The sequence below is a fragment of the Streptomyces violaceusniger Tu 4113 genome (genome assembly GCF_000147815.2).
GTDB classification, from domain to species: domain Bacteria; phylum Actinomycetota; class Actinomycetes; order Streptomycetales; family Streptomycetaceae; genus Streptomyces; species Streptomyces violaceusniger_A.
On the sequence record NC_015957.1, the window covers coordinates 3452331 to 3478151 of the forward strand.

A 25821-nucleotide genomic window follows, 5' to 3' on the forward strand; every position below is an offset into this window, starting at 1 on the left:
ACGGGGGCATACCGGGAGGATGCTGGCGAAGAATGACGTCCAGATGAACGCCCGGCAAAGGGCGGGGGATCGTCGTTTGCCCGGTCTTGGTCAATGACAAACGCGTTTTCTCGTTTTTTCTTTACGATGTGCAACCCTTTGATCCGTCTGACTGTCTGACGGTCCGGATCGCACTCGAGTGCGCTCTGTGTGGTGTGAGTTGCATGAGAGGAGCCCATCCGTGGCCGCTTCGCGCTCGAAGCGGCGGCACAAGGTCCGCCGAAGGGCCGACATGTCGCTTCTGGGGGGTATTCGGCCCCCCATAGCGGTGCTGTCGGTTCTGCTCCTCTCCCTCGCGGGAATCACCGCCCTCACCTTGGGCAAACCGGACAACGCCCTGGTCCCCAAGGCGGTCCTGACCTCGCAGCAGTACGTCGCCGAAGACGGCGCCATCGCGCTGCGGGCGTCACTGGACGAGTCGGTCACCGATCTCACCAGCACCGCGACCCTCTTCAACGAGGGCCGACCGGTCTCCGCCGACACCGTCCTCGACAAGGTCGGCAAGGTCTACCAGAAGTGGCGCGGCACCGCCGTCATCGAGATCAAATCGGGCAAGATGCTCGCCGCCCGCGGCGAGAACGTCCCGCTGACCGCGATCGATCTCACCAAGCTCTCCCGCAGCGACGGGCTGGACCCGCGCATGGTGCGCCTGGAGAACGGCCAGACCCGGCTGATCATCGTCGCCCTGCTGTCCTGGAAGGGCCAGCCGCAGCAACTGCTCGTCGCCTCCAGCACCCTCAGCTTCCCCGGCGTCGACCTCGGCCCGGGCCGTGCCATCGGCGTCGTCGACTCCACCGGCCATCTGCTCTCCAGCCACGGCGCCCTGGAGAGCGAGCGGGCGCGGAAGCAGCTCACCTCGTTCGCCAAGACCGCCGCGCGCAAGGGCCGGCAGCACCCCGTCAAGGCCAAGGAGCCCGGCGCGGGCGGCTACACCGGCGTCAGCGGCCACCTCGCCGGGGGCGCCGCCAAGGAGGTCCGCACCGTCGGCGGCTACGCCACGCTCGCAGCCCCCCAGGCCGGTGGTGCCACCACCGCCAGCAGCCTCGGCCTGACCGTCGTCACCGAGGTCGACGTCTCCGCCAAGGTCTCCCAGATCACCCGCCCCGCCTTCGGCGTGGCCGCCGCCGGCGCCCTGCTGGTCATCGGCGGGCTCGCGGTGGTCGTGCTGCTGGGCACCGTGCAGCGCCCGCTGATCCGGCTGTTCCTGGAGAGCCGCCGCCTCACCCGCGGCGACCTGGCCCGCCCGGTGAGCGTGCCGAGGGCCGGGGAGGCCGCCCGGGTGGGCGCCGCCCTGGAGCGGCTGCGCGGGCAACTCCAGGGCGAGCCCGCGGACGTCGAGGGCCCGGCCGTGCGCAAGGGCCTGGGCGCCCGCGCCCTGCTCGCCGTCTGCGCCGTCCTGCTGCTCGTCTGGTCGGTCCCGCTGATGCTGCTGCTCAACCGCGCCGACTCCGCCGTCAAGGTCCCGGTCCAGATCGTTCACGACCAGAACTCCCGCACCATCACCCTCAGCGACCGGGTCCGCCGCGCGCTCAACGAGGGCCATGCGGATCTGTCCGCGGTCGCGGCCCTGATCGGGGACCGCACCACGCCCGAGGACATGAAGCAGGTGCTGGAGCGCACCATGCAGGACCACGACCGCTATGAGTCGGTGTACGTCCTCGGCGCCGACGGCGAGATCCTCGCGCGGGCCGGCCACTCCCCGCACCACGCGGACGGCAAGGGCCCCTCGAAGCAGGCCCTCGAGGTGACCGGCGAGGGGCGCAAGAAGCCCGTCGTCACCGCCACCGCCCAGGCACCCGGCCGGGGCGGCGCCGCCGTCGTCGGCGAGTTCCGCATCGAGTTCGTCAACGCGCTGCTGGGCCGCCAGGGCATGGGAGAGGTCCGTGTCGTGGACACCAAGGGCCGGGTCATCGGCGGCGACTCCGGCTATATCGCCTTCGAGAAGGCGCCCTCGCACCTGAGCTCGCTGCTCGCCACCAAGCGGGCGCACGCCACCGTCCAGCGCGGCGGCACGGTGCGGGTCGCGGCCGTCGCGCCGTTCAGCGGCGGCGGTGCGGCCAAGTCGCTCCAGTGGTCCCTGGCGAGCTGGCAGCCCGCCGCCGGCCTGGCGATCCCCGAGTACAGCCTGCAGAACCGGACCGTACTGGCCGGACTGCTCGGGCTGACCGCCGCGGCCGCCTGCCTAGGCTGGCTGCACATCGTCGTCGTACGGCCGCTGCGCGCCCTGGCCCAGCTGGCCGAGGCGCTCGCCGCCGGAGACCGCAAGACCGTGCTGTTCCCGCGCCACCACGACGAGGTCGGCGCCGTCGTCCGCAGCCTGGAGCTGATCCGGCAGCAGCTCCAGGAGCAGCCCCGCAAACGGGACGGCGGCAGCCGGACCCCCGCCGGAGTCGGAAGGAACTGAGGCCCTCACCGTGCTCTTCCTCTACACCGTGCTCGTGGTGTGCGAGGCCGTCCTGCTGATCGCCGGCATCGTCGAACAGCGGCGGCACCAGACCAACCTCGACATGATCCCCACCCGGGTCCTGGTCAACGGCATCCGCGGCAAGTCCTCCATCACCCGGCTGTGCGCGGGCGCCCTGCGCGGCGGCGGGCTGACCACCGTCGCCAAGACCACCGGTACGGCGGCCCGCTTCATCCACCCGGACGCCACCGAGGAACCCGTCTACCGCAAGTTCGGCATCGCCAACGTCGTCGAGCAGATCGGCATCGTGCGCCGCGCCGCCGCCTACAACCCGGAGGCGCTCGTCATCGAGTGCATGGCGGTCATGCCGGCGCTCCAGGAGATCAACCAGTCCAAGCTGATCCGCTCCACGATCGGCGTGCTGTGCAACGTCCGCGAGGACCACCTGGCCGAAATGGGCCCGACGCTGGACGACGTGGCGCGCTCCCTGTGCCGGTCCATGCCCGAGAACGGCATCTGCGTCACCGCCGAGCAGGACCGCTTCGACATCCTCCAGGAGGAGGCGGACGCCCGGAACTGCCAGTTGATCTACGCCGACCCCGATACGGTCAGCGACGAGGAGCTGCGCGGCTTCAGCTGGTTCACCTTCAAGGAGAACGTGGCCATCGCGCTCACCGTCGCCGAGCTGGTGGGCGTCGACCGCGAGACCGCCCTCAAGGGCATGTACGACGCCCCGCCGGACCCCGGTGTGCTCTCCGTCGAGCGGTACGCCACCGAGGACGGCAAGAAGCTGCGGTTCGCCAACGTCTTCGCGGCCAACGACCCCGAGTCGACGCTGATGAACATCAACCAGCTTCTCGACCTCGGCGCCGTCCACCGCCCGCTCAACGTCGTCATCAACTGCCGCCCCGACCGCGTCGAGCGCAATGGCCAGATGGGCGAGATCATCCCCGACCTCGACCCCGAGCAGGTCTTCGTCATCGGGCATCCGGCCAAGTCCGCCATCGACGCCATCCCGGCCGAGTACCGGGGCCGGGCGGTGGACCTCGGCGGCGACCGCCGGGACCCCGAGGAGTTCATGGCCGAGCTGCTCGGCCATCTCGGCGCCGACTCCTCCCTGGTCGCCATCGGCAACATCCACGGCCAGGGCGAGCTCCTCCTGGAGCACCTCGCCGAGCTGCCGGCCGACGACAGCGCCGACGAGGTACCGGCGGCAGCGGCGGCCCCGTCGGCCCCGGCGGCCGACGAGCGCCATGTCGAGTACGTGGACACGATGCAGCTCTACGCGCCCCGCCTGGACCCCTACCAGCGGTACCCGGAGGCGTACGAGAGCCGGTACGCGCCCCAGGCGCAGGTGCCGCATCAGCGCACCTCCGAGCAGCCGTACCCGCGGCAGACCTACGGCCAGGACTCCCGGGAGCCCTGGCCCGCGGTGATACCCGCCCCCGGATCCCCGCCGGTGGTATCCACCCCCGAATCCCCGCAGCCCCGCGGCCTGTTCGAGCCGCGCGTCCCGCCCGCCCCGCCCGCCGACGACTCCCAGCAGGGGCAGAACCCAGGAGAGCAGCACCGTTGATCCCCGCCGTCCTCACCCCTGAGATCGCCGCCATCGGCATCGCGATCGGGCTGCTCTTCTCGCTGGTCTGCTATCTGACCACCAACCTCTCGCCCGGCGGCATGATCACCCCGGGCTGGCTGGCGCTGACCCTCGTCGAGGATCTGCAGCGGGCCGCGATGGTGGTCGGCGTGACCGTGCTCACCTATGTGGGCACGCTGCTGATGCAGAAGTTCGTGATCCTCTACGGCAAGCGGCTGTTCGCCGCGGTCGTGCTGCTCGGCGTGACGCTCCAGGCGACCGTGATGATCATCCTGTCGCTGGAGTTCCCGCTGATGTACGCGAACCAGACCCTCGGCTTCATCGTCCCCGGACTGATCGCCTACCAGTTGGTCCGCCAGCCCCGGGGGGCCACCCTGCTGTCCACCGGGTCGGTGACGCTGATGGCCTATGTCGTCCTCACCGCCGGAATCCTCCTCGGCGTCATGCCGTCCGCCTGACCCACCACTGGAGCCGATCCCATGCCACCCAAGAAGAAACGCCCCGTCCTGCACGCCGCCACCGTGCTCGCGCTGCTCGGCGCCAGCGGCTATCTGACCGTGGAGCTCAGAAAGGACGAGCAGGCCAAGACGCCCGCCACCCAGGCGGTCATCGACGAGCTGAACCTGGAAGGCGGCACCGGCCGGCCGGGCGGCAAGCAGACCTGGGAGCGGCTGAAGAACCCCGAGCGCACCATCCTGCGCGGTGAGAACGGCCAGATCCTCGCCACCTTCACCGACCGCGCCCGCACCGCCACCCTGCGTGGCCCCTCCCGTACCTTCAGCGAGCCCGTCAACACCAAGTCCAAGGTGATCACCGAGGACTGGGTGCGGCTGATGCCGGAGGCGTGGACCGCGGGCGCCGAGAAGGAGCAGTGGTTCAAGAGCTGGTTCAAGGAGAACTACGGCAGCGAGAAGGAGGACCTCTTCGCGATCGCCTTCCAGTATGTGCAGGGCGCGCCGGTCAAGAAGGACGCCCAGGGCATCCCGTACGCGGGCGACGCGGTCTTCGGACCGTTCAAGCCGGACGGCGTGGACCGTCTGGAGCAGAACGACTTCTACGACTACCTCGGCATCTCCTACACCTTCCGCAACGGCACCACGCTGGCCCCGCGCCAGGACCGCTACCGGGCGCTGGACTGCTCCGGCTTCATCCGCATGGTGATGGGCTACCGCGCCCGCTTCCCCCTGATGGCGACCAACGCCCTCGGCGACGGCCTGCCGCGCACCGCCGACGGCATGGCCCGCTCCAAGACCGGCGTCGACGTCATCAAGATGCAGGGCCCCGCCCCCTGGTACACCCGGCCCACCAACATCGACCTTCTGCAACCTGGTGACCTGTTGTTCTTCAAGATGGATCACCGCACCGGCAACCATATGGACCATGTCGCGTTGTACCTGGGGCTGGACACCGACGGCCACCGGGTCTTCGTCTCCAGCCGCAAGGAGCAGAACGGCCCCACCATCGGCGACAACGGCGGTGTCTCCCGGATCGACGGCAACGGCTTCTACGCCGGGCTCTTCCGCAGCGCCAAGCGCCTCTGAGGGCTCGGGAGGGGAAAACACCCGAAAATCGGGCAAAACTTTTCCGCGTTGCGGCAGACTTTAACGCCTCGTTTCCTTGTAGCGTTCGCGTTTATGCGGGTAGGTTCAAGCGCCATGACCGCATCCCAGACTCCGACCACTGCCGAGGAGCTGCGCGGTGCCGGCCTGCGGGTGACGGCCGCCCGTGTCGCGCTGCTCGAAACCGTCCGGGACGGCGACCACCTCGGCGTCGAGGCGATCGCCTCCGGGGTACGCGATCGCGTCGGCCACATCTCCCTGCAGGCCGTGTACGAGGCCCTCCACGCGATGACCGCGGCGGGCCTCGTACGCCGCATCGAACCGGCCGGCAACCCCGTCCGGTTCGAAGGACGCGTCGGGGACAACCACCACCACGTCGTGTGCCGGTCGTGTGATGCCGTCGCCGATGTCGACTGTGCCGCCGGTGAGGCGCCCTGCCTGACCGCGTCCGACGACCACGGCTTCTCGATCGACGAGGCCGAGGTCATCTACTGGGGCCTGTGCTCCGACTGTTCCACCGCCACGAGTTCCTGAGCACCATGATCCGCCCAGCTTGGAAGGATTCCCATGTCCGAGAACCATGAGGCAATCGTCGTAGACGCGAAGACGGAGGAGGCGGGGGGCTGCCCGGTCGCGCACGAGCGCGCTCCGCATCCGACTCAGGGGGGCGGCAACCGTCAGTGGTGGCCGGAGCGGCTCAATCTGAAGATCCTGGCCAAGAACCCCGCCGTGGCGAACCCCCTGGACGAGGGGTTCGACTACGCGGAGGCCTTCCAGGGGCTCGACCTCGCGGCGGTGAAGCAGGACATCGCCGAGGTGCTGACGACCTCGCAGGACTGGTGGCCGGCCGACTTCGGCCACTACGGCCCGTTCATGATCCGTATGGCGTGGCACAGCGCGGGCACCTACCGGATCAGCGACGGCCGCGGTGGCGCGGGCGCCGGTCAGCAGCGCTTCGCCCCGCTCAATAGCTGGCCGGACAACGGCAACCTGGACAAGGCGCGCCGTCTGCTGTGGCCGGTGAAGAAGAAGTACGGCCAGGCCCTGTCCTGGGCCGACCTGATGGTCCTCACCGGCAATGTCGCCCTGGAGTCCATGGGCTTCACCACCTTCGGCTTCGGCGGCGGCCGCGAGGACGTCTGGGAGTCCGAGGAGGACGTGTACTGGGGCCCGGAGAGCACCTGGCTCGGGGACGAGCGCTACACCGGTGACCGCGAGCTGGAGAACCCGCTCGGCGCCGTGCAGATGGGTCTGATCTACGTCAACCCGGAGGGCCCGAACGGAAACCCGGACCCGATCGCGGCGGCCCGCGACATCCGCGAGACCTTCCGCCGGATGGCGATGAACGACGAGGAGACGGTCGCGCTGATCGCGGGCGGCCACACCTTCGGCAAGACCCACGGCGCGGGCCCGGCCGACCACGTCGGCGCGGACCCCGAGGCCGCCACCATCGAGGAGCAGGGCCTGGGCTGGCGGAACACCTACGGCACCGGCAAGGGCGCGGACGCCATCACCTCGGGCCTCGAGGTCACCTGGACCACCACGCCCACCCAGTGGAGCAACAACTTCTTCGAGAACCTCTTCGGCTACGAGTGGGAGCTGACCAAGAGCCCGGCCGGCGCCCACCAGTGGCGGCCGAAGGAGGGCGCGGGCGAGGGCACGGTGCCGCACGCCCACGACTCCTCGAAGAAGATCGCCCCGAACATGCTCACCACCGACCTGGCGCTGCGCCTCGACCCGGTCTACGAGCCGATCTCCCGCCGGTTCTACGAGCACCCCGACCAGTTCGCGGACGCCTTCGCCCGCGCCTGGTTCAAGCTGACCCACCGCGACATGGGCCCCAAGTCGCTGTACCTGGGCCCGGAGGTCCCGGCGGAGACCCTGCTGTGGCAGGACCCGCTGCCGGAGGCCGAGGGCGAGGTCATCGACGCCGCGGACATCACGGCCCTCAAGGCCAAGCTCCTCGACGCGGGCCTGAGCGTCGCCCAGCTCGTCTCCACGGCGTGGGCGTCGGCCTCGACCTACCGCGGCAGCGACAAGCGCGGCGGCGCCAACGGCGCGCGCATCCGCCTCGAGCCGCAGCGCGACTGGGAGGTCAACGAGCCCGGTGAGCTCGCCACCGTGCTGCGCGCCCTCGAGGGCGTCCAGCAGGCGTTCAACGCCGGTGCCGGTGCGAAGAAGGTGTCGCTGGCCGACCTGATCGTGCTCGGCGGTGCGGCCGCCGTGGAGAAGGCCGCCAAGGACGCCGGACACGACATCGAGGTGCCCTTCACTCCGGGCCGTGTCGACGCGACCGAGGAGCAGACCGACGCGGAGTCCTTCGTCGCGCTGGAGCCGACCGCCGACGGGTTCCGCAACTACGTCGGCAAGGGCAACCGCCTCCCGGCCGAGTACCTGCTGCTCGACCGGGCCAACCTGCTCACCCTGAGCGGCCCGGAGATGACGGCCCTCGTCGGTGGCCTGCGGGTGCTGGGCGCCAACTACCAGCAGTCGGCGGCCGGTGTCCTCACCGAGACGCCCGGAGTGCTGACCAACGACTTCTTCGTCAACCTGCTCGACATGGGCACGACGTGGAAGGCCACCTCGGAGGACCAGAGCACCTTCGAGGGCCGCGACGGCGCCACCGGTGCGGTCAAGTGGACCGGCACCCGGGCCGACCTGGTCTTCGGCTCCAACTCCGAGCTGCGGGCGCTCGCCGAGGTCTACGCGAGCGATGACGCGAAGGAGAAGTTCGTGAAGGACTTCGTCGCCGCCTGGGTCAAGGTCTCCAACCTCGACCGGATCGACCTCGTCTGACACACCTGAGCACGACGTCCAGGCCGGCCCGCACGGGCCGGCCTGGACGCTTTTCCGCCCGGCGTTCACTCCGGCGTTCAGCCCGAACTCCGGCTAGAACAGGGCCGACCGACATACTTTGCCTGCTCTTTACAACGCACCGCGCCGCTGCCTCGTCTCTCCGCTCGATCCGTAACCCGCCCGCCGCATAGCGGGCGGACCGACGAAAGAGAGCGATTCCATGCGCCGAACCGTCCTCAGCGCGATGACACTCGCGTGTACCGCCGTCCTGGTGAGCACCGCGCCCGCGTTCGCCGACGAGAAGTCTCCGGCCCCCCGCGCCCCCTCGTCCGCCGCGGCCCCCGCCCAGAGCGCGGAACCCACCCGCGGCCCGGCCGCCAGCCCGGTCCCGAGCCGGCAGCCGAGCCGGCCGGGCGCCGCCACCCCGGCCCCGAAGGAGAAGCCGACCAAGACGCGGGACCGCGGCCAGGTCGGCGTCGTCCCGAGGGGCGCGCCGAACACCGGCGTGACGGCCAAGTCCTCCGGCTCCGACGCCCAGGGCCAACTGATCGGCGGGGGCGCCGCCGCGGCGCTCGTCGCGGGCGGCGCGGCGGTCTTCGTCGTCCGTCGCCGGCGGGCGACCGGGGCATGACCCCGTTCTCCAGGCGCGCGTTCACCACGGCGGCGATGGCCTCGCTGCTCGTGGGCTGCGGCGGCCATCCGGCCCGGCAGGCCACGGCCGGACCAGGTTCCGGGAGGACCTCACCGCCTTCCCCGACCCCCGTGAAGGCGGCGCGTCCCCTGGGGCGTTCGGTCCCGGTCCGGCTGCTGATCCCGGCCATCGACGTCGACACCCCGGTCATGCGGCTGGGGCTGGCGCGGGACGGAAGTGTGCGGGTGCCGCCGGTCACGGAGCACGACCAGGCGGGCTGGTACCGGCACTCGCCGACACCGGGACAGGTCGGCCCGTCGGTCATCCTCGGCCATGTGACGGTCGGCGACTACGGTGACGGGGTCTTCCGCCACCTCGCCCGGCTGCGCCGGGGCGACCGGGTCGTGGCGCGCCTGGAGAACGGCACGGCGGCGGTGTTCGCCATCACCGCCGTACGGACGGTGGCCAAGGCGGACTTCCCGGCGGACGACGTCTACGGGGACGTGGACCGTCCGGAGCTGCGGCTGATCACCTGTGGTGGCCCGCGCTCCGGCGACGGCTACCTCGACAACGTGATCGTCTTCGCCGCGCTGACCTCCGCCGGCTCCTGACCCACCCCTGGATCCCGGGCCGACGGAACCCACACCGGCGGCCCGGGGTCTTCCCCTCCGAGTGCCATCACGACCATGGAGTGCGTTGAAACGGTCCCGTGACAGGGCGGCGTCCGAGCTGTTCGCCGCCCTCTACCCACGCCTCGCCGGCTGGTGCCGCCGGCTCGTCGACGACGACGAGACAGCCCATGAGATCGCCTCCGAGGCGTTCACCCGGCTCTGGGCCCGCTGGACGTCCGTGGAGGAGCCGCGTGGCTTCCTCTACGTCACCGCGGCCAATCTCGTCCGGGACCACTGGCGCAAGATGGAGCGCGAGCGCAAGGCCATGCGCCGGGCCACCTCCGAAGCCGCCCTCCGCCCCCACGCCGAACAGTCCGACCCGTCGGTACGTCTGCTCGTACAGTCGCTGCCGGAACGACTGCGCGTGCCGATCCTGCTGCACTACTACGCTGATATGCCGATCCGGGAGGTGTCCGTACTGACCGGGCGCAAGGAAGGAACCGTCAAGGCCGACCTCCACGCGGCCAGAGAACTGCTCCGCGTCCATCTGAGGAGAAGCCTTGACCCCACACTTTGACGACGGCCCGGAGCTGGAACCCGACGACCCCCTCGCGGTGATCCTGCGGCCCACCTCCGACTACCTCGGCCCGCCCCCCGGCCGGTACGAGGCGATCCGCCGCGCCGCGGCCCGCCGCCGGCTGCTGCGCGCCGCGGCCGGGGTCGGCGTGTCCTGCGCCGTCGCCGCCCTCATCGCGCTGCCGCTCCGTCTGACTGCGCCCGAGACGCCCGCGCGCCCGACGGTGCCGCTCGCCCCGCCGCCCGCGACGGGCCGTACGACGCCCCCGCTCCCGTCGGCGCCCCCCGGTCGTCCCTCGGCGTCGCCCACCCCGTCGGCGCCGTCCAAGACCGCCGGCCGGCGCGTCACCCGCGGGCCCCGGAACGAGACCGCCGGCCCCCGGGACAGCAGGAACGTCCCCCTCCCCGGGCGGTCGACGGCACCGAGCTCCTCGGCGCGGGCCGAGCCGTCGGAGCTCCGGAGGGGACCCCTCACGGCCCCCGGCACCATCCGCCGGCCGTAGGGCCTGTCCGGCGGACCTTCGCGGGCCCGCGACGCCTGGCACCGCGCCCCCGGCTACCGCTGGGAGGTGCCCCCTGCACCAGACGCCGCGGGCCCCGCGGCGCCGGCCGCTGATGTCACAGGCGCGAAGATCCGCCGGACAGGCCCTGGGCGGCCCCGAGCGGGGCCGCCCAGGAGCGGTCCGTCCGGCTTACGCCTTCGAACCGATGCCGGTCAGCGACCGGACCTCCATCTCCGCCTGCTTCTTGGAGTCCGAGGAATCCTTGCTGAAGATCGTGCCGAGGAATCCGCAGAGGAAGGAGAGCGGAATCGACACCAGGCCGGGGTTGGTGAGGGGGAACCAGTGGAAGTCCACGCCCTTGATGATCGACGTGGAACTGCCCGAGATCGCTGGCGAGAAGATGATGAGCACCAGGCCGGACCCCAGGCCGCCGTAGATGCTCCACAGCGTCCCGGTCGTATTGAACCGCTTCCAGAACAGCGTGTAGAGGATCGTCGGCAGATTGGCGGACGCGGCGAGCGCCAGGGCCAACGACACCAGGAACGCCACGTTCTGGCCGTTGGTGACGATGCCGCCGAGGATGGCCATGAAACCGATCACGAGCGCCGTCAGCCGCGCGACCCGGATCTCGGAGCGCGGGTCGGCCTTGCCGTCGCGGATCACGTTGGCGTACACGTCATGGGCGAACGAGGCCGAGGCGGCCAGGGTCAGCCCGGCCACCACCGCGAGGATCGTCGCGAAGGCCACCGCGGAGACGACGCCCAGCAGCATCGCGCCGCCGATCTCGAAGGCGAGCAGGGGAGCGGCGGAGTTCTCGCCGCCGGGGGCGTTGACGATCCGGTCCGAGCCGACCAGCGCGGTGGCGCCGTACCCGACGATCAGGATCGACAGGTAGAAGATGAACATCGACCAGGAGCACCAGACCACCGAACGCCGGGCCTCCTTGGCGTCGGGCACGGTGTAGAAGCGCATCAGCACGTGCGGCAGGCTGGAGATGCCGAGGACCAGCGACAGCGACAGCGAGACGAAGTCGAGCTTGGTCATTGAGTTCTCGCCGTACCAGCCACCAGGATTGAGCAGATCCGCGCCCAGCGAGCTGTTCTGCGCCGCCTGGTCGAGGATCGCCGAGAAGCTGAACCCGAACTTGCCGAGCAGGAACACGCTCATGAAGGTCACGCAGATCAGCAGCAGGCCCGCCTTGATGATCTGCACCCAGGTCGTGCCCTTCATGCCGCCCACCAGGACGTAGAAGACCATGACGAGGCCGACGCCGGTGATGATGAGGGCCTGCCCGCCCTTGCTGTGCACATTGAGCAGCAGGGCGATCAGACCACCCGCACCGGCCATCTGGGCGAGCATGTAGAAGAACGTGATGACCAGGGTGGAGTTGGCCGCCGCCGCGCGCACCGGGCGCTGCTTCATGCGGTAGGCCATCACATCGCCGACCGTGAACCGCCCGGTGTTGCGCAGCCGCTCCCCGACGAGCAGGAGGGCCACCAGCCACGCCACGAGCCACCCCACGGAGTAGAGGAACCCGTCGTAGCCATGGACGGCGATCGCCCCCGAGATGCCGAGGAACGAGGCCGCGGAGAGGAAGTCGCCGGACAGGGCGATGCCGTTCTGGACGCCGGTGAAGGCGCTGCCCGCGGCGTAGTAGTCGGAGGTCGTCGAATTTCTGTTGGTGGCCTTGTAGACGACGAACAGCGTGATGAGGACGAAAGCGAAGAAGACGCTCAGGTTGATTATCGGGCTGCCGGTCGTGCGGGCTGCGATCTGCAATGTCATTCCTTGCCGACTCCCGCCAGCTCGTGGACCGTGTCCACCTGCGGGTCAAGTTTCTTGCGCGCGAAGCGCCGGTACGTCAGGACGATCGCCATCGTCGATACGAACTGCAGCAGGCCGAAGACGGTGCCGGTGTTGACCGCGCCGAACAGCTTGCGGCTCATGAACTCGTGGTCATACGCCGAGAAGAGCACGAAGGTCATGTACCAGCACAAGAAGAAGGCGCTCATCGGGAAGATGAACCAGAGCAGTCTCTTGCGGAGAAGTTTGAACTCCGGGCTCTGCTGAATCGCCTCGAAATCGGGCTCCCCGATGTCGTCACCGCGATCGGCGAACCCCGTTCCGGTGGCCCGCTCGGATGGCAAGGAAGCGGGCGGTCGCACCGATTTATTCATGGTCTTCTCCGGGGTGTTTCTGACGAGGCGTCGGTTCGGAGCGCCCGCGCTCGAGCGGTGGAGGGAGGGGCGACCGGCGGGCCCTTGACGCCGCAAGTGTAGTGAGGCGCCGGATACAGTCAACGCCGCCCCCGGCTCTCACCGGTGCAGGTGGGCGGGTGTCATGGTAGACATCGGGCGTCGGCGACCTCTCGAATATGGCGGGAGTGGCCGCTGAACCAATACTTTGTCTCTCCTTCCCGTGTTGTCCATTTTGACTTGATGTCAGGTTGACGATGGCCGCTGAGGGTTGCGCCTTGAGGACATTTCGGGACCCGGCGTTGTGTCCCAAGTGTCGCCACTGGTAGAACCTCACCTCGGGCAGAACGTCCCGTCGTGCGTGAGCATGAGTGCTGTGAGCGTGCCGCTGTGCAGTGAGTCTGCCACTGGCATATGACGGCAGCCCCGTGCTCGCCACTGCCTCCCCCGAGGTGTTTGTATAGGTCCAGGAACGCAGTCTGCGGGGGTGCTCTCAAGAAGCCGGAGGTAGGTTGATCCGTGGGTTTCCTCGATCGCTCTCGCATCATCGCAGGGGCGGGGTGGAATCGTTGGCTGATTCCACCGGCGGCGCTTGCGATCCACTTCTCCATCGGCCAGGCGTACGCCTGGAGCGTCTTTAAGATACCTCTGGAGGATTCCCTAGACATTTCGGGGACGGCTAGCGCCCTCCCCTTCCAGATCGGCATTCTGGTGCTCGGGCTCTCCGCCGCGTTCGGGGGAACGCTGGTCGAGAGAAAAGGCCCGCGCTGGGCCATGTTCGTCTCGCTCGTGGCCTTCTCCATCGGCTTCCTGGTCGCCGCCCTCGGCGTCGCCACGCGCAATTACTGGCTGGTCGTTCTCGGATACGGCGGCATCGGCGGGGTCGGGCTCGGCATCGGCTACATCGCGCCGGTGTCCACCTTGATGAAGTGGTTCCCGGACCGGCCGGGAATGGCCACCGGTACGGCGATCATGGGGTTCGGCGGCGGCGCGCTGATCGCCTCGCCCTGGTCGACGGAGATGCTCAAGGCGTTCGGCAGCGACACCAGCGGCATCGCGAAGACCTTCCTGGTGCATGGCCTGGCCTACGCCGCCTTCATGTCGCTGGGCGTGGTGCTGGTGCGGGTGCCGCCCGAGGGCTGGCGGCCGGCCGGCTGGACGCCCCGCGACGACTCGGGCAAGCGGCTCGTCACCACCGCGAACGTATCGGCGAAGAACGCGGTGCGCACGCCCCAGTTCTGGCTGCTCTGGGTCGTGCTGTGCATGAACGTTACTGCTGGTATCGGGATCCTGGAGAAGGCCGCCCCGATGATCCAGGACTTCTTCCAGGACACGGCCAGTCCGGTGAGTGCGAGCGCCGCCACCGGCTTCGTCGCGCTGCTGTCCCTGGCCAACATGGCCGGTCGCTTCGTATGGTCCTCGGTCTCCGACGTGGTCGGCCGGAAGAACATCTACCGCCTGTACCTGGGCGCCGGTGCCCTGCTCTACCTCACGATCATGCTCGAAAAGGACAGCAGCACCGCGTTGTTCGTCGCCTCGACCATGGTGATCCTGTCGTTCTACGGCGGTGGGTTCGCCACCGTTCCGGCCTACCTCAAGGATCTGTTCGGCACCTACCAGGTCGGCGCGATCCACGGCCGGCTGCTGACCGCGTGGTCGGTCGCCGGAGTCGCCGGACCGCTCATCGTGGACTCCATCGCGGATTCCGCGCATGAGTCCGGGGACACCGGCCCGGCCCTCTACACCTTTTCGTTCACTCTCATGATGGGGTTGCTTGTCGTCGGCTTCATCGCGAACGAACTGGTGCGTCCGGTGAATCCGAAGTTCCATGAACCGGAGTCGGCCCAGGCGGAGTCGGCGTCCCCGGAGGAAACCCCCGACCCCCTTCCGGCAGAGAGGCGGTAAGCCGGTGACTGACGCAGACAGCCCTTCGCCGGACGTGGCCAAGACGGGTTCTCCCGTGGTCATGGTCGTGGCATGGCTGTGGGTAGCTGTGCCGTTTCTGTACGGTCTTTACCAACTGGCCGAGAAGAGCAGCAAGTTGTTCGAGTAGAGCCAGGCGCGCCGACGCATCGCCGAAAGCGATGTGCCGGCGCGCTGCCGGGCGTTCGACTTTCCCCAGCCGGGGAAATCCCAGGAGAAACGGCATCGTGATACATCCCTGTGGGCAAGCCGGTCCGAGCGCGGAGCGCGCCTCATGACCCCGGGCAGGCATGCGGCCGCGCGCGATCGCTCACCGTCGTGGTGGGCCGGCGTCGTGGAATGGCGCAACTGGCGGCTGCCCGTGAAGCTGGGTGCCGTTCTGGTGGTGCCCGCTCTGCTCGCCGTCGCCTTGGGCGTCGTGCAGATCCAACGCGACGTCGCGCGCGCGAACACCTACGCGGACGTGCAGCGGCTGGTCAGACTGCGCGGTGGGCTGATGCCGTTGATCAGCGATCTGCAGATGGAACGGACGATGTCGGCCGAGCGGCTGAGAGACAGCGCGTCCGCCGATCCGGCCATGCTCCGGCAGCAGAGCCGGCGCGTCGACCGCGCGCAGGCCGCCGTCACGCGCACCACCAAGCGGGCACACGGTCTCGGAGGCGTTTCGGCGAACCGCTATCGCGACGCGTTCAAGCTGCTGGACGGGCTGCCCGCGCTGCGCAAGCAGGTGACGTCCACGGACATCGGCTCGTGGACCGCGGTGACCGAGTACAGCAAGATCATCAACGGTCTGCTCGACCTGGACCAGGCACTGGGCAGCCGGTTCGGTGAACCCCAGCTCTCCGGACCGGCCACCGCGCTGTACGACCTGGAGCTGGTCCAGGAACAGGTCCACCTCCAGCACGTGATCGTCATGGACGCGCCCGACCCCGCCACACTGAAGGACCCCAAGCTCATCAGGGCGCTCCAGGAGTCCGACATCCGCCTGCGGGACAAGCTGAGCGACTTCCGCGCCGTGGCCACCAAGGGGGACCAGCGCGCCTACCAGCGGACGGTCACCGGCCCGGAGGTCGAGCGGCGCACCCGGCTGCTGGATACCGTGCTGTCCCAGGCGGGTTCGCAGAGCTCCGGACAGAACTCCGCCGATGCCGCGTCGTTCTCCGTCCGCGACTGGAACCGCAGTTCGGAGGCGACCGGAACCCTCATCAACACGGTCGAGAAGCGGCTTGCCGACCGGCTCCGCGTGACCTCCGCCAAGCTGCAGGACGAGACGAGCGACCGGGCCGGTGCGGAGTCCGTGCTGCTCTTCGCCGTACTCCTGCTCGCCTTCGCCATCGGTATCGCCATCGCCCGGCATCTGCTGCGGTCCCTGACCGTGCTGCGCTCCACCGCGCTCGACGTGGCCGAGCGCCGGCTGCCCGAAGCGGTGTCGAGCATCCGCGAGGGCGAGATGGCGACCACGTCGATCAGCGCCGTGCCCGTCCACACCACCGAGGAGTTCGGCCAGCTCGCGCGGGCGTTCGACGCGGTGCACGGCCAGGCCGTGCGGCTGGCCGCCGAACAGGCCGCGCTCCGCGGCGACCTGCGGGACACCCTGGTCAACCTCTCCCGGCGCAGCCAGAGCCTGGTGGACCGGCTGCTGCGCCTGATGGAACAGCTCGAACTGCACGAAGAGGACCCGGACCAGTTGGCCAGCTTCTTCAAGCTGGACCACCTGGCGACCCGGATGCGGCGCAATAACGAGAACCTGATGGTCCTGTGCGGCAGCACCCCGGTCCGCCCGTCCGAGCAGCGCGTGCCGCTCGACAATGTGCTGCGGGCCTCGGTCTCCGAGATCGAGCACTACCGGCGGGTGGTGGTGGAGCCCGTTCCGGCCGCCGAAGTGATCGGGTACGCTGCCGGTGACCTGGCGCGAATGATCGCTGAGCTGCTGGACAACGCCACCGCGTTCTCCCCGCCGGAGACCCAAGTGGTGGTCAGCAATACACTGCGCCTGGACGGTTCCGCACTGATCGAGGTCCGCGACGAGGGATTCGGGATGAGCGGGGCCGAATTGGCCAAGGCTCATCGGCGCGTAGCGGGGGACGTATCCGTGGAGGTACCTACGTCCCGGCAGATGGGCTTGACCGTCGTCGGCCATCTGGCCCGTCGCCACGGCGTCACCGTGGAGCTGATCTCTGAGCGCGACACCGGCGGTGGGCTGCGCGCTGGTGTGCTGGTCCCTGCCAGGCTGATGCTCGCGGACAAGCCCGCGCTCGCGGGCGGGCAGAGCTCCCTGCCCGTCCGGCAGACCTCCGCCAGGACGGCCGAGCCGGTGGGCACCCGCCGGGAGACCGGCGCGGCCCCGGCGGCGCCGCTGCCGCGCCGCGCGACCGACGGCGCCCGCTCGCTGCGCGCCGGGGATTCCCCGGCCGACTCCGCGGCCACGGGCCGCTCCCTGCCGACCCGCTCCAGCGGCTCGCGGGCGTTCGTGGACGCCTTGCAGCCCGGCGGACTGCCGCGCCGGATACCTCCCGCCAAGGCCGGCCGGCCCGCCCCGGTCGGCGAGGACGCACCGGGGAAGGCCGCCGCCCCCGGGAACGGCAACGGCAAGGGGAACGGCAACGCCCCCCTGGACCGCCGTGCCGCACAGCCGCCGGGACAGCCTCCGCTGCCACCGCGGCGTTCACATCCGGCCGCTGGCGACGACGCCCCCTCGCCGTGGTTCGCCTCCGCCGAGGCCGAGACGGCCCCGGCGGGCTCCCCTGCCGAGGAGACGGCCGAGAGCCGTAAGCCGGCGGACCTCCCGGCCTCCGAGCTCCCCCGGCGGCCCGTCCCCGCCGCGCCCGCGTCCCCCGGCGAGAGCCGGCCGGATGCCGCCGATGACCCCGGCCAGATCGTCCACGAGCGGCCGGGCGCCGCGGACGCGGGCGGAATCACGCAGGCCGGGCTGCCCCGGCGGGTGCCGCGCCAGGACCCGGGTACGGACCGGGCCAAGCCGCGCGCCACCGAGGAGCGCCCCAAGCCGCGTGGAGCCGCGGACGAGGAAACCGCGCGGCGGAACGCCGGCCGCACCCATTCATTCCTCAGCAATTACCAGTCGGGCATCCGCCGGGGTCAGCCCGACGGACGCGACGAGACATAAGGTCTCAGCGAAGATGGACAGGAAGAACCAATGACCTCACCCCAGCTACGGGAGGTGAGCCAGTTCGGATGGCTGGTCACCAATTTTACCGAGCGTGTGCCCAATGTGGCGCACGCCGTGGTGGTCTCGGCCGACGGACTGTTGCTCACCGCGTCGGACGGGCTGGCGGCCGACCGGGCCGAGCAGGTCGCCACCATTGCCGCGGGGGCCATCAGTCTGATCCAGGGCGCCGCCCGGTGCCTGATGACCGGTGATGTGCGGTCCTCGGTCATCCAGATGGAGCTCGGCAACATGCTCCTGATGTCGATCAAGGACGGCTCATGCCTCGTGGTGCTGGCGGCGCCGGACTGCGAGATCGGTCAGGTGGCCTACGAGATGACCGTACTGGTCGACCAGGTCGGCGAGATGCTGACCCCCGAGCTCCGCGCTGAGCTGCAGGAGCTCAACCTGCAGGGCGTGAAGCGGACATCAGCCCAATAGGCCGGACGGGGAGATGATGAGCACCGGTGAAGGCCCTTCCGGGCAGGGACCTGGGAGAGAACAGGGGGCGGAGGACGAACAGACCTTCGCCGACGTGCTCAACGCCTTCAGCTTCGGCAAAGGGCGACGCGGGCGGAAGGCATCTCGCTCCGACGGCACGCCGGAGGCCCCGTCCCGCCGTGAGGGCGGGGACGGCCGTCCCGAGGAGCCCGGGGGATCCTTCCCGAGGGCGTCGTCGGAGGCCGAGGGGCCGGCCGCCTGGGAGTCCGAGCACGACGAGAGCCAGGGCCCGGCCGCGCTCGTGCGCGCCTACTCATGGACGGGCGGCCGGACCAGATCCCACCATCACTTCGAGGTCGAGACCCTGGTGACCACCACCGAGCTGGGTCACCGCTCCACCGACGTCCTGCAGGCCGACCACCGCCCGGTGATCGCGCTGTGTCAGGAGCCGAGATCGGTGGCCGAGGTGGCGGCCATGCTCCTGGTGCCGCTGGGGGTGGCCAAGGTCCTGCTCGGCGACATGGCCGAGCGCGGGCTGATCGTCGTCCACCGGACGGCCTCCGAGGAGGGCGCCGCGCCGGACCGCGCCCTGATGGAGAGAGTGCTGGTGGGACTTCGGCGGATCTAGTGTGTCGGGCGCGCGGGGGCCGACGGGTTCCCGCACGTCGGCATGCCCGCATCTGTGCGTAATGTCCGCCGTGGAGCCCCCATGCGCTGATCGCTTGTGCGTGTTCCGAGCCGACACTGAGCAGTTTCACGCTCTTGACGTGGCTCGGTCTGATCGGTTTACTCCCTGGCACGCCGATGTCGAATGCTCGGCGACAGAGGTACGCCCAGCCGGTATGCGGCCCCGCCGCGAGTCCGGCCCGAGTCGCCAGGTCGCTGTCTGCGACCGAGGCGGGGCCGTGCCCACGGATCATGGAGCTCTCAGCGATGAGCCTGAACCGTTCGCGCATCCGTACCACTGTGGGCGCCGCCATGGCATGCGCCGCGGCCGCCGCGGCCGGCGTTCTCGCCCCCGCCCCCGCCTCGGCCGCCTCGGCCGCCCTTCCGCCGGTCCACGCGGGCTTCGACTACCAGATCGGCGGGGCGTACACCCCGCCGTCCGGGGTGGGGGTCGTCAGCCGCGACCACAGCGCCTCCCCGGCACCGGGTCTGTACAACATCTGTTACGTCAACGCCTTCCAGACGCAGAAGACCGGCCAGCCCGGCGGCCCGGATGACTGGCCCTCCGACCTGCTGCTCAAGAACGACGACGGTGACGTCATCATCGACACGGACTGGGACGAGGCGATCCTCGACATCACCACCGAGAAGAAGCGGGAGGGCATCGCGGAGAAGATCGACGCCCAGATCGACGAATGCGCCGCCAAGGGCTTCGACGCGCTGGAGCTGGACAACTTCGACACCTTCACCCGTGATGTCGTCGAGGGCAGGATCACCGAGGAGCACGCCCAGACCTACATCCGGATGCTGTCCGCCTACGGCCACGGCAAGGGCCTGGCGGTCGGTCAGAAGAACACCGTGGAGCTGGCCAAGAACCACGCGGCCAACGGCCTCGACTTCGCCATCGCCGAGGAATGCGGCAACCCCGAGTACAACGAGTGCGCCGACTACCTCGCGGAGTTCGGGAACAACGCCATCTTCATCGAGTACACGAACGCCGGGATGAAGAACGCCTGCGAGTACGGCGACCGGGTGAGCGTCGTCCAGCGCGACCGCGATGTCCTGCCCAAGGGCGAGGACGGTTACGTCCGCAAGACCTGCCCGTAGTCCTGGCCGGGGACGGTGTGGCCGCCGCGGACCGCGGCGGCCACGCATCCACCGAACATCTGGAGGCAGACATGGACGCGGTCCGCAGTGGCCGTGGCGGCCCCTCGCGCCGTGGCATCCTGCGCGGCGGTGGCGCGCTGGCCCTCACCGCGGCAGCGGGTACGGCGGTGGCGGGATGCGGGACCGGCCTCGGTGTGGACTCCGACGGAACCGTCCACATCGAGGTGTGGCACGGGCAGAACGGCCCCTCGCTGAAGGCGTTCAAACGGCTCGTGGCCAACTTCCACCGAAGCCACCCCGCCATCCGGGTCGACATCGGCGGCGGGGTGCTGGCGGACGACATGCTGCAGAAGGTGATGGCCGGACTCGTCGCCCAGTCGCCACCCGACGTCGCCTACATCTTCGGCCCCGACCTGGCGAGTGTCGCCAGAAGTCCCCAGCTCGCGGACATGACGTCGGTCGTGGAATCGCAGCCGGTGCCCTGGAACCAGTACTGGCCGGCCGCCCGGGAGGGCGTCATGGTCGACGGTGTGGTCCGTGCGGTGCCCGCGGTGCTGGACTCGCTCGCCGTGGTGTGCAACAAGAAGCTCTTCCGCGAGGCCCGGCTGGAGCTGCCCGCACCGGGCTGGACCTGGCAGGACTTCACCGAGATGGCCCGGAAGCTGACCGACCGCGGCAAGGGCACGTTCGGCACCGGCTGGCCCGGCGCGGGCGACGAGGACACGGTGTGGCGGATGTGGCCCATGATCTGGGACCTGGGCGGCGAGGTCATCGCCAAGGGCAAGCGGGAGATCGGATTCGCGGGCGAACCCGGGGCCCGCTCCCTCGATGTGCTCGCCGAACTCGCCAGGGACCGAAGCGTCTACGTCGACCCCAAGCCCGGCGGCGAGCAGATGTACCAGGCGTTCTCCACCGGCCGGCTGGGCATGGTCGGAACTGGTCCCTGGCAACTGCCCGACATCCGGCAGGCGAAGATCGACTATCACGTCGTCCCGCTGCCCGGCTTCCATGGCCGGTCGGTGACGATCTCCGGCCCCGACACCTGGAGCGTGTTCGACAACGGCTCCGCGCGGCTGACGGCGGCCCGTACGTTCATCGGCTGGCTCATGGAGCCCGAACAGGCGTATCTGTGGGACTCCGAGGCGGGCAGCCTGCCGCAGAGCCGGCCCGCCGAGCGCCGTCCGAAGTGGCGGGAGCACGCGGCCGGGGTGCCCGGTCTCCCGGTGTTCACCGAGGTGCTGGAGACCGCGCGGGTACGGCCCGTCGACCGGGCCTACCCCAAGATCTCCATGCCGTTCGGCGAGGCCATCACCGCCGTCCTGCTCGGGAAGAGCACACCGGCGAAGGCGCTGCGGCGGTGCGCGGACGAGGCCAACGCCGCCATGGCCAAGGTGCGTTGAGGAGTACCACATGTCCCGTCTGCCCACCCCCATCACCCGTCCGGCGCCGCGAACACCGGCCGGGTCCGCACGCCGCAGAGGCCGCCGGGAGGCCGCGACGGCCTGGGCGTTCGTCCTCCCCTCGGTCCTGGTCATCCTGGGCCTGAGCGTCGTCCCCGTCCTGTGGTCGCTGCTGCTGTCGTTCCAGTACAGCGACCTCCTCACCCCGAGCGTCTGGGTGGGCTGGGACAACTACCGCCAGCTCGCCGACGATCCGCAGTTCGCCCAGGCCGTGCGCAACACACTGGTGTACACCGCGCTGTATGTACCGCTGAGCATCGGTCTGGGGCTGGCGCTCGCGCTGGTGCTGAACCGCCGCATCCGGTTCTCCGGCCTGTACCGCACGCTGCTCTTCGTGCCGTTCGTGGTCTCGGCCGCCGCCCAGGGCGTCCTGTTCTCCTTCATCCTCGACCCGGAGTTCGGCGCGGCCAACGCGCTGCTGCACCGCCTCGGGCTCTCCCCACAGGGGTTTCTGTCCGATCCGGCCCAGGCCCTGCTGGTCCTGGTGGCCATCTCCCTGTGGAGCGGCACCGGCTTCTGCGTCGTGATCTACCTCGCCGCCCTCCAGGACGTACCCCGGGAACTCATCGAGGCCGCCACCCTGGACGGCGCGGAACGCCGCCATGTGCTGCGCCATGTCACCCTGCCCACCATCGCGCCGGTCAGCGTGTTCCTGCTGCTCTGGCAGACGATCAGCGCCCTACAGGTCTTCGACCTGGTGTACGTGACGACGAAGGGCGGTCCGCTCGGATCCACCACCGTGATCGTCTACTTCGTCTGGGAGCAGGCGTTCCGGAACTTCACCGCCGGATACGGGGCCGCGGCGGCCTACGTCCTCGGCGTCGCCCTGCTCGTGGTCGCCGCCGGGCTGCGGCTGGTACGGCGCCGCGACGACCGCCGCCTCAAGGGAGCCACGCCATGACGGACCTGTCCCACCTCCCCGGGAGCGCCACCGACCGGCTCCGGCCGGTCGGCCGGACCACCGGGGAGCCCGTGGCCCGCCCACGGCGCCGGTTCCGACTGCCGTTCAGCCCGTGGCATCTGCTGCTCGCGCCACTGGCGCTGCTCTTCGCCGTACCGCTGATCTGGCTGGGGCTCAGCTCCGTGATGAGCGACGCGGAGATCAACCGGTTCCCGCCGGCGCTCTGGCCCTCCGGGATCCACCTGGGCGGCTACCGCTTCGTCCTCGGCAACGCGATGTTCCCGCGCTGGTTCGCCAACTCCCTGATCGTCTCGGCCGTCGCGGTCTTCTCGAACCTGCTGCTGGGGACGCTGGGCGGATACGCCTTCGCCCGGATGCGGTTCGGCGGTTCCCGGGTGCTGCTGGTCCTGATGCTGGCGACCATGGCCATCCCCTTCCAGCTCACCATGATCCCGACCTTCCTGGTCATGCGGAAACTGGGGCTCGTCGACACCCTCGGGGCGCTGATCGTGCCGTCGCTGGTGACGCCGTTCGCGGTGTTCCTGCTGCGGCAGTTCTTCCTCTCCCTGCCCAGGGAGCTGGAGGAGGCCGCCTGGATCGACGGGTGTTCGCGGCTGCGGGTGCTGTTCCAGATCGTGGTCCCGCTGTCCCGCCCCGCGCTGAGCACCGTCGCCGTCCTCACCTTCCTCACCACCTGGAACGACCTGTCGTGGCCGCTCATCGCCCTGAACCACGACGCCAACTACACCCTCCAACTGGGCCTGACCACCTTCCGGGGACAGCACCACACCCAGTGGTCGGCCGTGATGGCGGGAAACGTCATCACCGTCCTGCCGGTGCTGCTCGCCTTCCTCGCGGCCCAGAAGACCTTCGTCCGGTCCATCACCTCCACCGGCCTCAAGGGCTGACCACGGCCCCGCACCGCCCCTCCCTCACCACTCGTCAGGAAGCCGTATGCCGCCCACCTTCGACCTGCTCGTCATCGGGGACGCCAACCCGGACGTCATCGTCGGACCGCTCACCACGCCACTCGCCTTCGGCCAGCGCGAACAGCTCATCGACAGTGGCGCGCTCACCCTCGGCGGATCCGCCGCGATCACCGCGTGCGGCGCCGCCCGGCTGGGGCTGCGCGTGGCCTTCGCCGGACGCGTCGGGGACGACGGCGCCGGACACTACACGCGCGACCAACTCGCCGCCCAAGGCGTCGACATCGGCGGGCTGCACCTGGACCCGAGCCTGCCGACACCGCTCACGGTCGTCGTGACCCGCGGCGACGACCGGGCCATCCTCACCGCGCCGGGCACCCTCGCCGCGACCTCGGGGCGCGATGTGCCCGAGCACCTGCTGACCTCGGCCCGGCACGTCCACGCCGCGTCCTACTTCCTGATGCCGGGGCTCGCCGCCGATCTGCCGGGCCTCTTCGACACCGCCCACGCGGCGGGCGCCACCACCTCGCTCGACACCAACGACGACTCCTCGGGCCGATGGGACCGCGCGGCACTGGCGCCCGTCCTCGCCCGGACCGACATCCTGCTGCCCAACGCCGCCGAGGCGCACCGGCTCGCCGGCACCGACGGCACATCCGTCACGGCAGCAGCCGAACTCCTCGCACACCAGGTGCCGCTGGTGGCCGTCAAGAACGGGGCGGACGGCGCCCTGTGCCACGACGGCCGGACCCTGCTCACCAGCGCCGGTATCCGCGTGACACCCCAGGACGCCGTCGGCGCGGGCGACAGTTTCAACGCGGGCTTCCTCGCCGGACGGCTCGCGGGCCGGCCCATCGCCGAGGCGCTCGACCTCGCCGCCGCCTGCGGTGCGCTGTCGACCCGCGCCGCAGGCGGCACCACCGCCCAGCCCACCTGGGAAGAAGCCCTCACCCACCTCACCGTCAACGGAGACAGCCCGACATGACCTACCCCAAAATCGTGCTGATCGGCGCCGGAAGCGTCGTCTTCACCCAGGGCCTGCTGGCGGACCTCTTCGCCTTCCCGGAGCTGAAGACCGCGCGGATCGCGCTGCACGACATCGATCCGGAACGCCTGGCCACCGCCGAGGCCGCCGCCCGGTACATCGCCGAGCGGCGGGGTGCCGACGCGCACATCACCGCACACGCCGACCGGCGCGCAGCACTCGACGGCGCCGACTTCGTCATCAACCTCGTCCAGATCGGCATGGGGGAGGCCACCCGCACCGACTTCGAGATCCCCGCCCGCCACGGAGTGCGGCAGACCATCGGCGACACCCTCGGCGTCGGCGGTATCTTCCGCGCCCTGCGCACCTTCCCGTTCCTCAAGGCGCTCGGCGAGGACATCGCCGCCGTATGCCCCGGGGCGTGGCTGCTCAACTACACCAACCCGATGGCCATGAACGTGCAGTACCTCACCGCGGCGACCGGCCTGACCCGGGTGGTCGGCCTGTGCCACTCGGTGTACTGGACCATGCACGACCTGTGCGCCCTGCTCGAGGTCCCCTTCGACGAGATCACCTACCGCGCCGCCGGGGTCAACCACCAGGCGTGGGTGCTCCGTTTCGAGCACGACGGCACCGATCTGTACCCCCGGCTGGACGCGCTGATCGCCGAGAACGAGCAACTGCGGCGCCGGGTCCGCGTCGACATGTACCGGCGGCTCGGCCACTACCCGACCGAGACCAGCGAGCACTCCGCCGAGTACGTGCCCTGGTATCTGCACCACGACAGCGAGATCGAGCGGCTGCGGCTGCCCATCGGCGCCTATCTCGGCATCGTGGACGAGAACGTCGCAGCCTACGAGCGGACCCGCGACGACCTCGCGGCCGGCGCCTGCATCGACGTCGAGGGGACCATGGAGTACGCCCCGCAGATCATCCACTCGATGGTGACCGGCACCCCCAGGACCGTCTACGGCAATGTGCCCAACCACGGCCTCATCGAGAACCTTCCGGCCCACGGCGTGGTCGAAGTGCCCTGCCTGGTCGACCGGTCCGGTGTCCAGCCGACCCGGGCCGGTGCGCTGCCCCCGCAGCTCGCCGCGCTCAACCGCACCTACCTCAGCATGAACGACCTGGTGGTACGGGCCGCCCTGGAGGACGAGCCGCGCCACATCCGGCATGCGGCCATGACCGACCCGGCGACCGCCGCCGCCCTGCGCGTCGAGCAGATCTGGGAGCTGTGCGACGACATGGTGCGCGCACACGCCGATCGGCTGCAGCCCGGGCTGGACGCCACCCTCGGGAGCTGACGGCGCTGAAGGCCCTGAAGGCCCTGAAGGC

The 25821-nt window shown here is 70.1% G+C and carries 23 protein-coding genes; 21 read left to right on the top strand and 2 right to left on the bottom strand.

Features of this window, described 5'->3' with window-relative positions:
• Positions 1-271: 271 nt before the first annotated feature.
• From STRVI_RS14785 to STRVI_RS49980, 10 genes are all read left to right on the top strand, one after another.
• On the top strand, positions 272-2443 hold the full coding sequence (locus STRVI_RS14785) for a HAMP domain-containing protein (RefSeq protein ID WP_043238791.1): 2172 nt from the start codon (positions 272-274) through the stop codon (positions 2441-2443).
• A 10-nt stretch (positions 2444-2453) separates the two neighbouring features.
• Positions 2454-4019, top strand: a complete 1566-nt coding sequence (gene pgsB / locus STRVI_RS14790) for a poly-gamma-glutamate synthase PgsB (RefSeq protein WP_014056459.1) — start codon at positions 2454-2456, stop codon at positions 4017-4019.
• The gene (locus STRVI_RS14795) at positions 4016-4498 is read left to right on the top strand and encodes a poly-gamma-glutamate biosynthesis protein PgsC/CapC (RefSeq protein WP_014056460.1); all 483 of its coding nucleotides are present in this window, start codon (positions 4016-4018) and stop codon (positions 4496-4498) included. The genes pgsB and STRVI_RS14795 overlap by 4 nt, the downstream gene beginning before the upstream one ends.
• A gap of 21 nt (positions 4499-4519) precedes the next feature.
• Entirely contained in the window at positions 4520-5581 is a 1062-nt protein-coding gene (locus tag STRVI_RS14800; RefSeq protein WP_014056461.1) for an NlpC/P60 family protein, read from the top strand.
• A 114-nt stretch (positions 5582-5695) separates the two neighbouring features.
• Positions 5696-6133 (top strand): Fur family transcriptional regulator, encoded by a 438-nt coding sequence (locus tag STRVI_RS14805; protein ID WP_014056462.1) that lies wholly within the window; start codon positions 5696-5698, stop codon positions 6131-6133.
• A gap of 33 nt (positions 6134-6166) precedes the next feature.
• Positions 6167-8395 (top strand): catalase/peroxidase HPI, encoded by a 2229-nt coding sequence (gene katG / locus STRVI_RS14810; RefSeq protein WP_014056463.1) that lies wholly within the window; start codon positions 6167-6169, stop codon positions 8393-8395.
• A gap of 220 nt (positions 8396-8615) precedes the next feature.
• Positions 8616-9026, top strand: coding sequence for a hypothetical protein (locus STRVI_RS14815; RefSeq protein WP_014056464.1), 411 nt, complete (start codon positions 8616-8618; stop codon positions 9024-9026).
• On the top strand, positions 9023-9637 hold the full coding sequence (locus tag STRVI_RS14820; protein ID WP_014056465.1) for a class F sortase: 615 nt from the start codon (positions 9023-9025) through the stop codon (positions 9635-9637). Before STRVI_RS14815 ends, STRVI_RS14820 begins: the two co-directional genes overlap by 4 nt.
• Positions 9638-9722: 85 nt before the next feature.
• Complete coding sequence (locus tag STRVI_RS14825; RefSeq protein ID WP_014056466.1) at positions 9723-10214, top strand: RNA polymerase sigma factor; 492 nt, start codon at positions 9723-9725, stop codon at positions 10212-10214.
• A complete protein-coding gene (locus tag STRVI_RS49980; protein WP_014056467.1) occupies positions 10198-10716 on the top strand; it encodes a hypothetical protein in 519 nt (172 codons plus the stop codon). The genes STRVI_RS14825 and STRVI_RS49980 overlap by 17 nt, the downstream gene beginning before the upstream one ends.
• A 189-nt stretch (positions 10717-10905) precedes the next feature.
• Here STRVI_RS49980 and STRVI_RS14835 read toward each other — a convergent pair whose 3' ends face one another.
• Positions 10906-12501 carry a solute symporter family protein gene (locus tag STRVI_RS14835; RefSeq protein ID WP_014056468.1) on the bottom strand — a complete coding sequence of 532 codons (1596 nt, stop codon included), beginning with the start codon at positions 12499-12501 and terminating at the stop codon, positions 10906-10908.
• The gene (locus tag STRVI_RS14840) at positions 12498-12893 is read right to left on the bottom strand and encodes a DUF485 domain-containing protein (RefSeq protein ID WP_014056469.1); all 396 of its coding nucleotides are present in this window, start codon (positions 12891-12893) and stop codon (positions 12498-12500) included. The genes STRVI_RS14835 and STRVI_RS14840 overlap by 4 nt, the downstream gene beginning before the upstream one ends.
• Before the next feature lie 537 nt (positions 12894-13430).
• Here STRVI_RS14840 and STRVI_RS14845 point away from each other — a divergent pair.
• The 11 genes from STRVI_RS14845 (at position 13431) to STRVI_RS14890 (ending at position 25790) form a co-directional block, all read left to right on the top strand.
• A complete protein-coding gene (locus tag STRVI_RS14845) occupies positions 13431-14816 on the top strand; it encodes an L-lactate MFS transporter (RefSeq protein ID WP_014056470.1) in 1386 nt (461 codons plus the stop codon).
• A 61-nt stretch (positions 14817-14877) separates the two neighbouring features.
• Positions 14878-14964 (top strand): MFS transporter small subunit, encoded by an 87-nt coding sequence (locus STRVI_RS56380; RefSeq protein ID WP_413116947.1) that lies wholly within the window; start codon positions 14878-14880, stop codon positions 14962-14964.
• 144 nt (positions 14965-15108) lie between these two features.
• Positions 15109-17958 (top strand): nitrate- and nitrite sensing domain-containing protein, encoded by a 2850-nt coding sequence (locus STRVI_RS14850; protein WP_014056472.1) that lies wholly within the window; start codon positions 15109-15111, stop codon positions 17956-17958.
• 30 nt (positions 17959-17988) lie between these two features.
• Positions 17989-18438, top strand: coding sequence for a roadblock/LC7 domain-containing protein (locus STRVI_RS14855; RefSeq protein ID WP_014056473.1), 450 nt, complete (start codon positions 17989-17991; stop codon positions 18436-18438).
• A 16-nt stretch (positions 18439-18454) separates the two neighbouring features.
• A complete protein-coding gene (locus STRVI_RS14860; RefSeq protein WP_106685887.1) occupies positions 18455-19066 on the top strand; it encodes a DUF742 domain-containing protein in 612 nt (203 codons plus the stop codon).
• A gap of 305 nt (positions 19067-19371) precedes the next feature.
• Positions 19372-20211, top strand: coding sequence for an endo alpha-1,4 polygalactosaminidase (locus STRVI_RS14865; protein ID WP_014056475.1), 840 nt, complete (start codon positions 19372-19374; stop codon positions 20209-20211).
• Positions 20212-20282: 71 nt separating this feature from the next.
• Entirely contained in the window at positions 20283-21611 is a 1329-nt protein-coding gene (locus tag STRVI_RS14870) for an ABC transporter substrate-binding protein (protein WP_014056476.1), read from the top strand.
• A gap of 10 nt (positions 21612-21621) precedes the next feature.
• Positions 21622-22572, top strand: coding sequence for a carbohydrate ABC transporter permease (locus STRVI_RS14875; RefSeq protein WP_014056477.1), 951 nt, complete (start codon positions 21622-21624; stop codon positions 22570-22572).
• Entirely contained in the window at positions 22569-23480 is a 912-nt protein-coding gene (locus STRVI_RS14880) for a carbohydrate ABC transporter permease (protein WP_014056478.1), read from the top strand. Before STRVI_RS14875 ends, STRVI_RS14880 begins: the two co-directional genes overlap by 4 nt.
• 46 nt (positions 23481-23526) lie before the next feature.
• Positions 23527-24483 (top strand): carbohydrate kinase family protein, encoded by a 957-nt coding sequence (locus tag STRVI_RS14885; protein ID WP_014056479.1) that lies wholly within the window; start codon positions 23527-23529, stop codon positions 24481-24483.
• On the top strand, positions 24480-25790 hold the full coding sequence (locus STRVI_RS14890; protein WP_014056480.1) for an alpha-glucosidase/alpha-galactosidase: 1311 nt from the start codon (positions 24480-24482) through the stop codon (positions 25788-25790). Before STRVI_RS14885 ends, STRVI_RS14890 begins: the two co-directional genes overlap by 4 nt.
• Positions 25791-25821 lie beyond the last annotated feature (31 nt).

Bases quoted from the DNA above. Each gene is read 5' to 3' on its own strand.
- STRVI_RS56380 (WP_413116947.1), top strand. From the start codon at position 14,878: ATGGTCGTGGCATGGCTGTGGGTAGCTGTGCCGTTTCTGTACGGTCTT.
- STRVI_RS14855 (WP_014056473.1), top strand. From the start codon at position 17,989: ATGACCTCACCCCAGCTACGGGAGGTGAGCCAGTTCGGATGGCTGGTC.
- STRVI_RS14880 (WP_014056478.1), top strand. From the start codon at position 22,569: ATGACGGACCTGTCCCACCTCCCCGGGAGCGCCACCGACCGGCTCCGG.
- STRVI_RS14815 (WP_014056464.1), top strand. From the start codon at position 8,616: ATGCGCCGAACCGTCCTCAGCGCGATGACACTCGCGTGTACCGCCGTC.
- katG (WP_014056463.1), top strand. From the start codon at position 6,167: ATGTCCGAGAACCATGAGGCAATCGTCGTAGACGCGAAGACGGAGGAG.
- STRVI_RS14840 (WP_014056469.1), bottom strand. From the start codon at position 12,893: ATGAATAAATCGGTGCGACCGCCCGCTTCCTTGCCATCCGAGCGGGCC.
- STRVI_RS14870 (WP_014056476.1), top strand. From the start codon at position 20,283: ATGGACGCGGTCCGCAGTGGCCGTGGCGGCCCCTCGCGCCGTGGCATC.
- STRVI_RS14890 (WP_014056480.1), top strand. From the start codon at position 24,480: ATGACCTACCCCAAAATCGTGCTGATCGGCGCCGGAAGCGTCGTCTTC.
- STRVI_RS14785 (WP_043238791.1), top strand. From the start codon at position 272: ATGTCGCTTCTGGGGGGTATTCGGCCCCCCATAGCGGTGCTGTCGGTT.
- STRVI_RS14800 (WP_014056461.1), top strand. From the start codon at position 4,520: ATGCCACCCAAGAAGAAACGCCCCGTCCTGCACGCCGCCACCGTGCTC.
- STRVI_RS14875 (WP_014056477.1), top strand. From the start codon at position 21,622: ATGTCCCGTCTGCCCACCCCCATCACCCGTCCGGCGCCGCGAACACCG.
- STRVI_RS14885 (WP_014056479.1), top strand. From the start codon at position 23,527: ATGCCGCCCACCTTCGACCTGCTCGTCATCGGGGACGCCAACCCGGAC.
- STRVI_RS14860 (WP_106685887.1), top strand. From the start codon at position 18,455: ATGAGCACCGGTGAAGGCCCTTCCGGGCAGGGACCTGGGAGAGAACAG.
- STRVI_RS14805 (WP_014056462.1), top strand. From the start codon at position 5,696: ATGACCGCATCCCAGACTCCGACCACTGCCGAGGAGCTGCGCGGTGCC.
- STRVI_RS14835 (WP_014056468.1), bottom strand. From the start codon at position 12,501: ATGACATTGCAGATCGCAGCCCGCACGACCGGCAGCCCGATAATCAAC.
- STRVI_RS14865 (WP_014056475.1), top strand. From the start codon at position 19,372: ATGAGCCTGAACCGTTCGCGCATCCGTACCACTGTGGGCGCCGCCATG.
- STRVI_RS14820 (WP_014056465.1), top strand. From the start codon at position 9,023: ATGACCCCGTTCTCCAGGCGCGCGTTCACCACGGCGGCGATGGCCTCG.
- STRVI_RS14850 (WP_014056472.1), top strand. From the start codon at position 15,109: ATGACCCCGGGCAGGCATGCGGCCGCGCGCGATCGCTCACCGTCGTGG.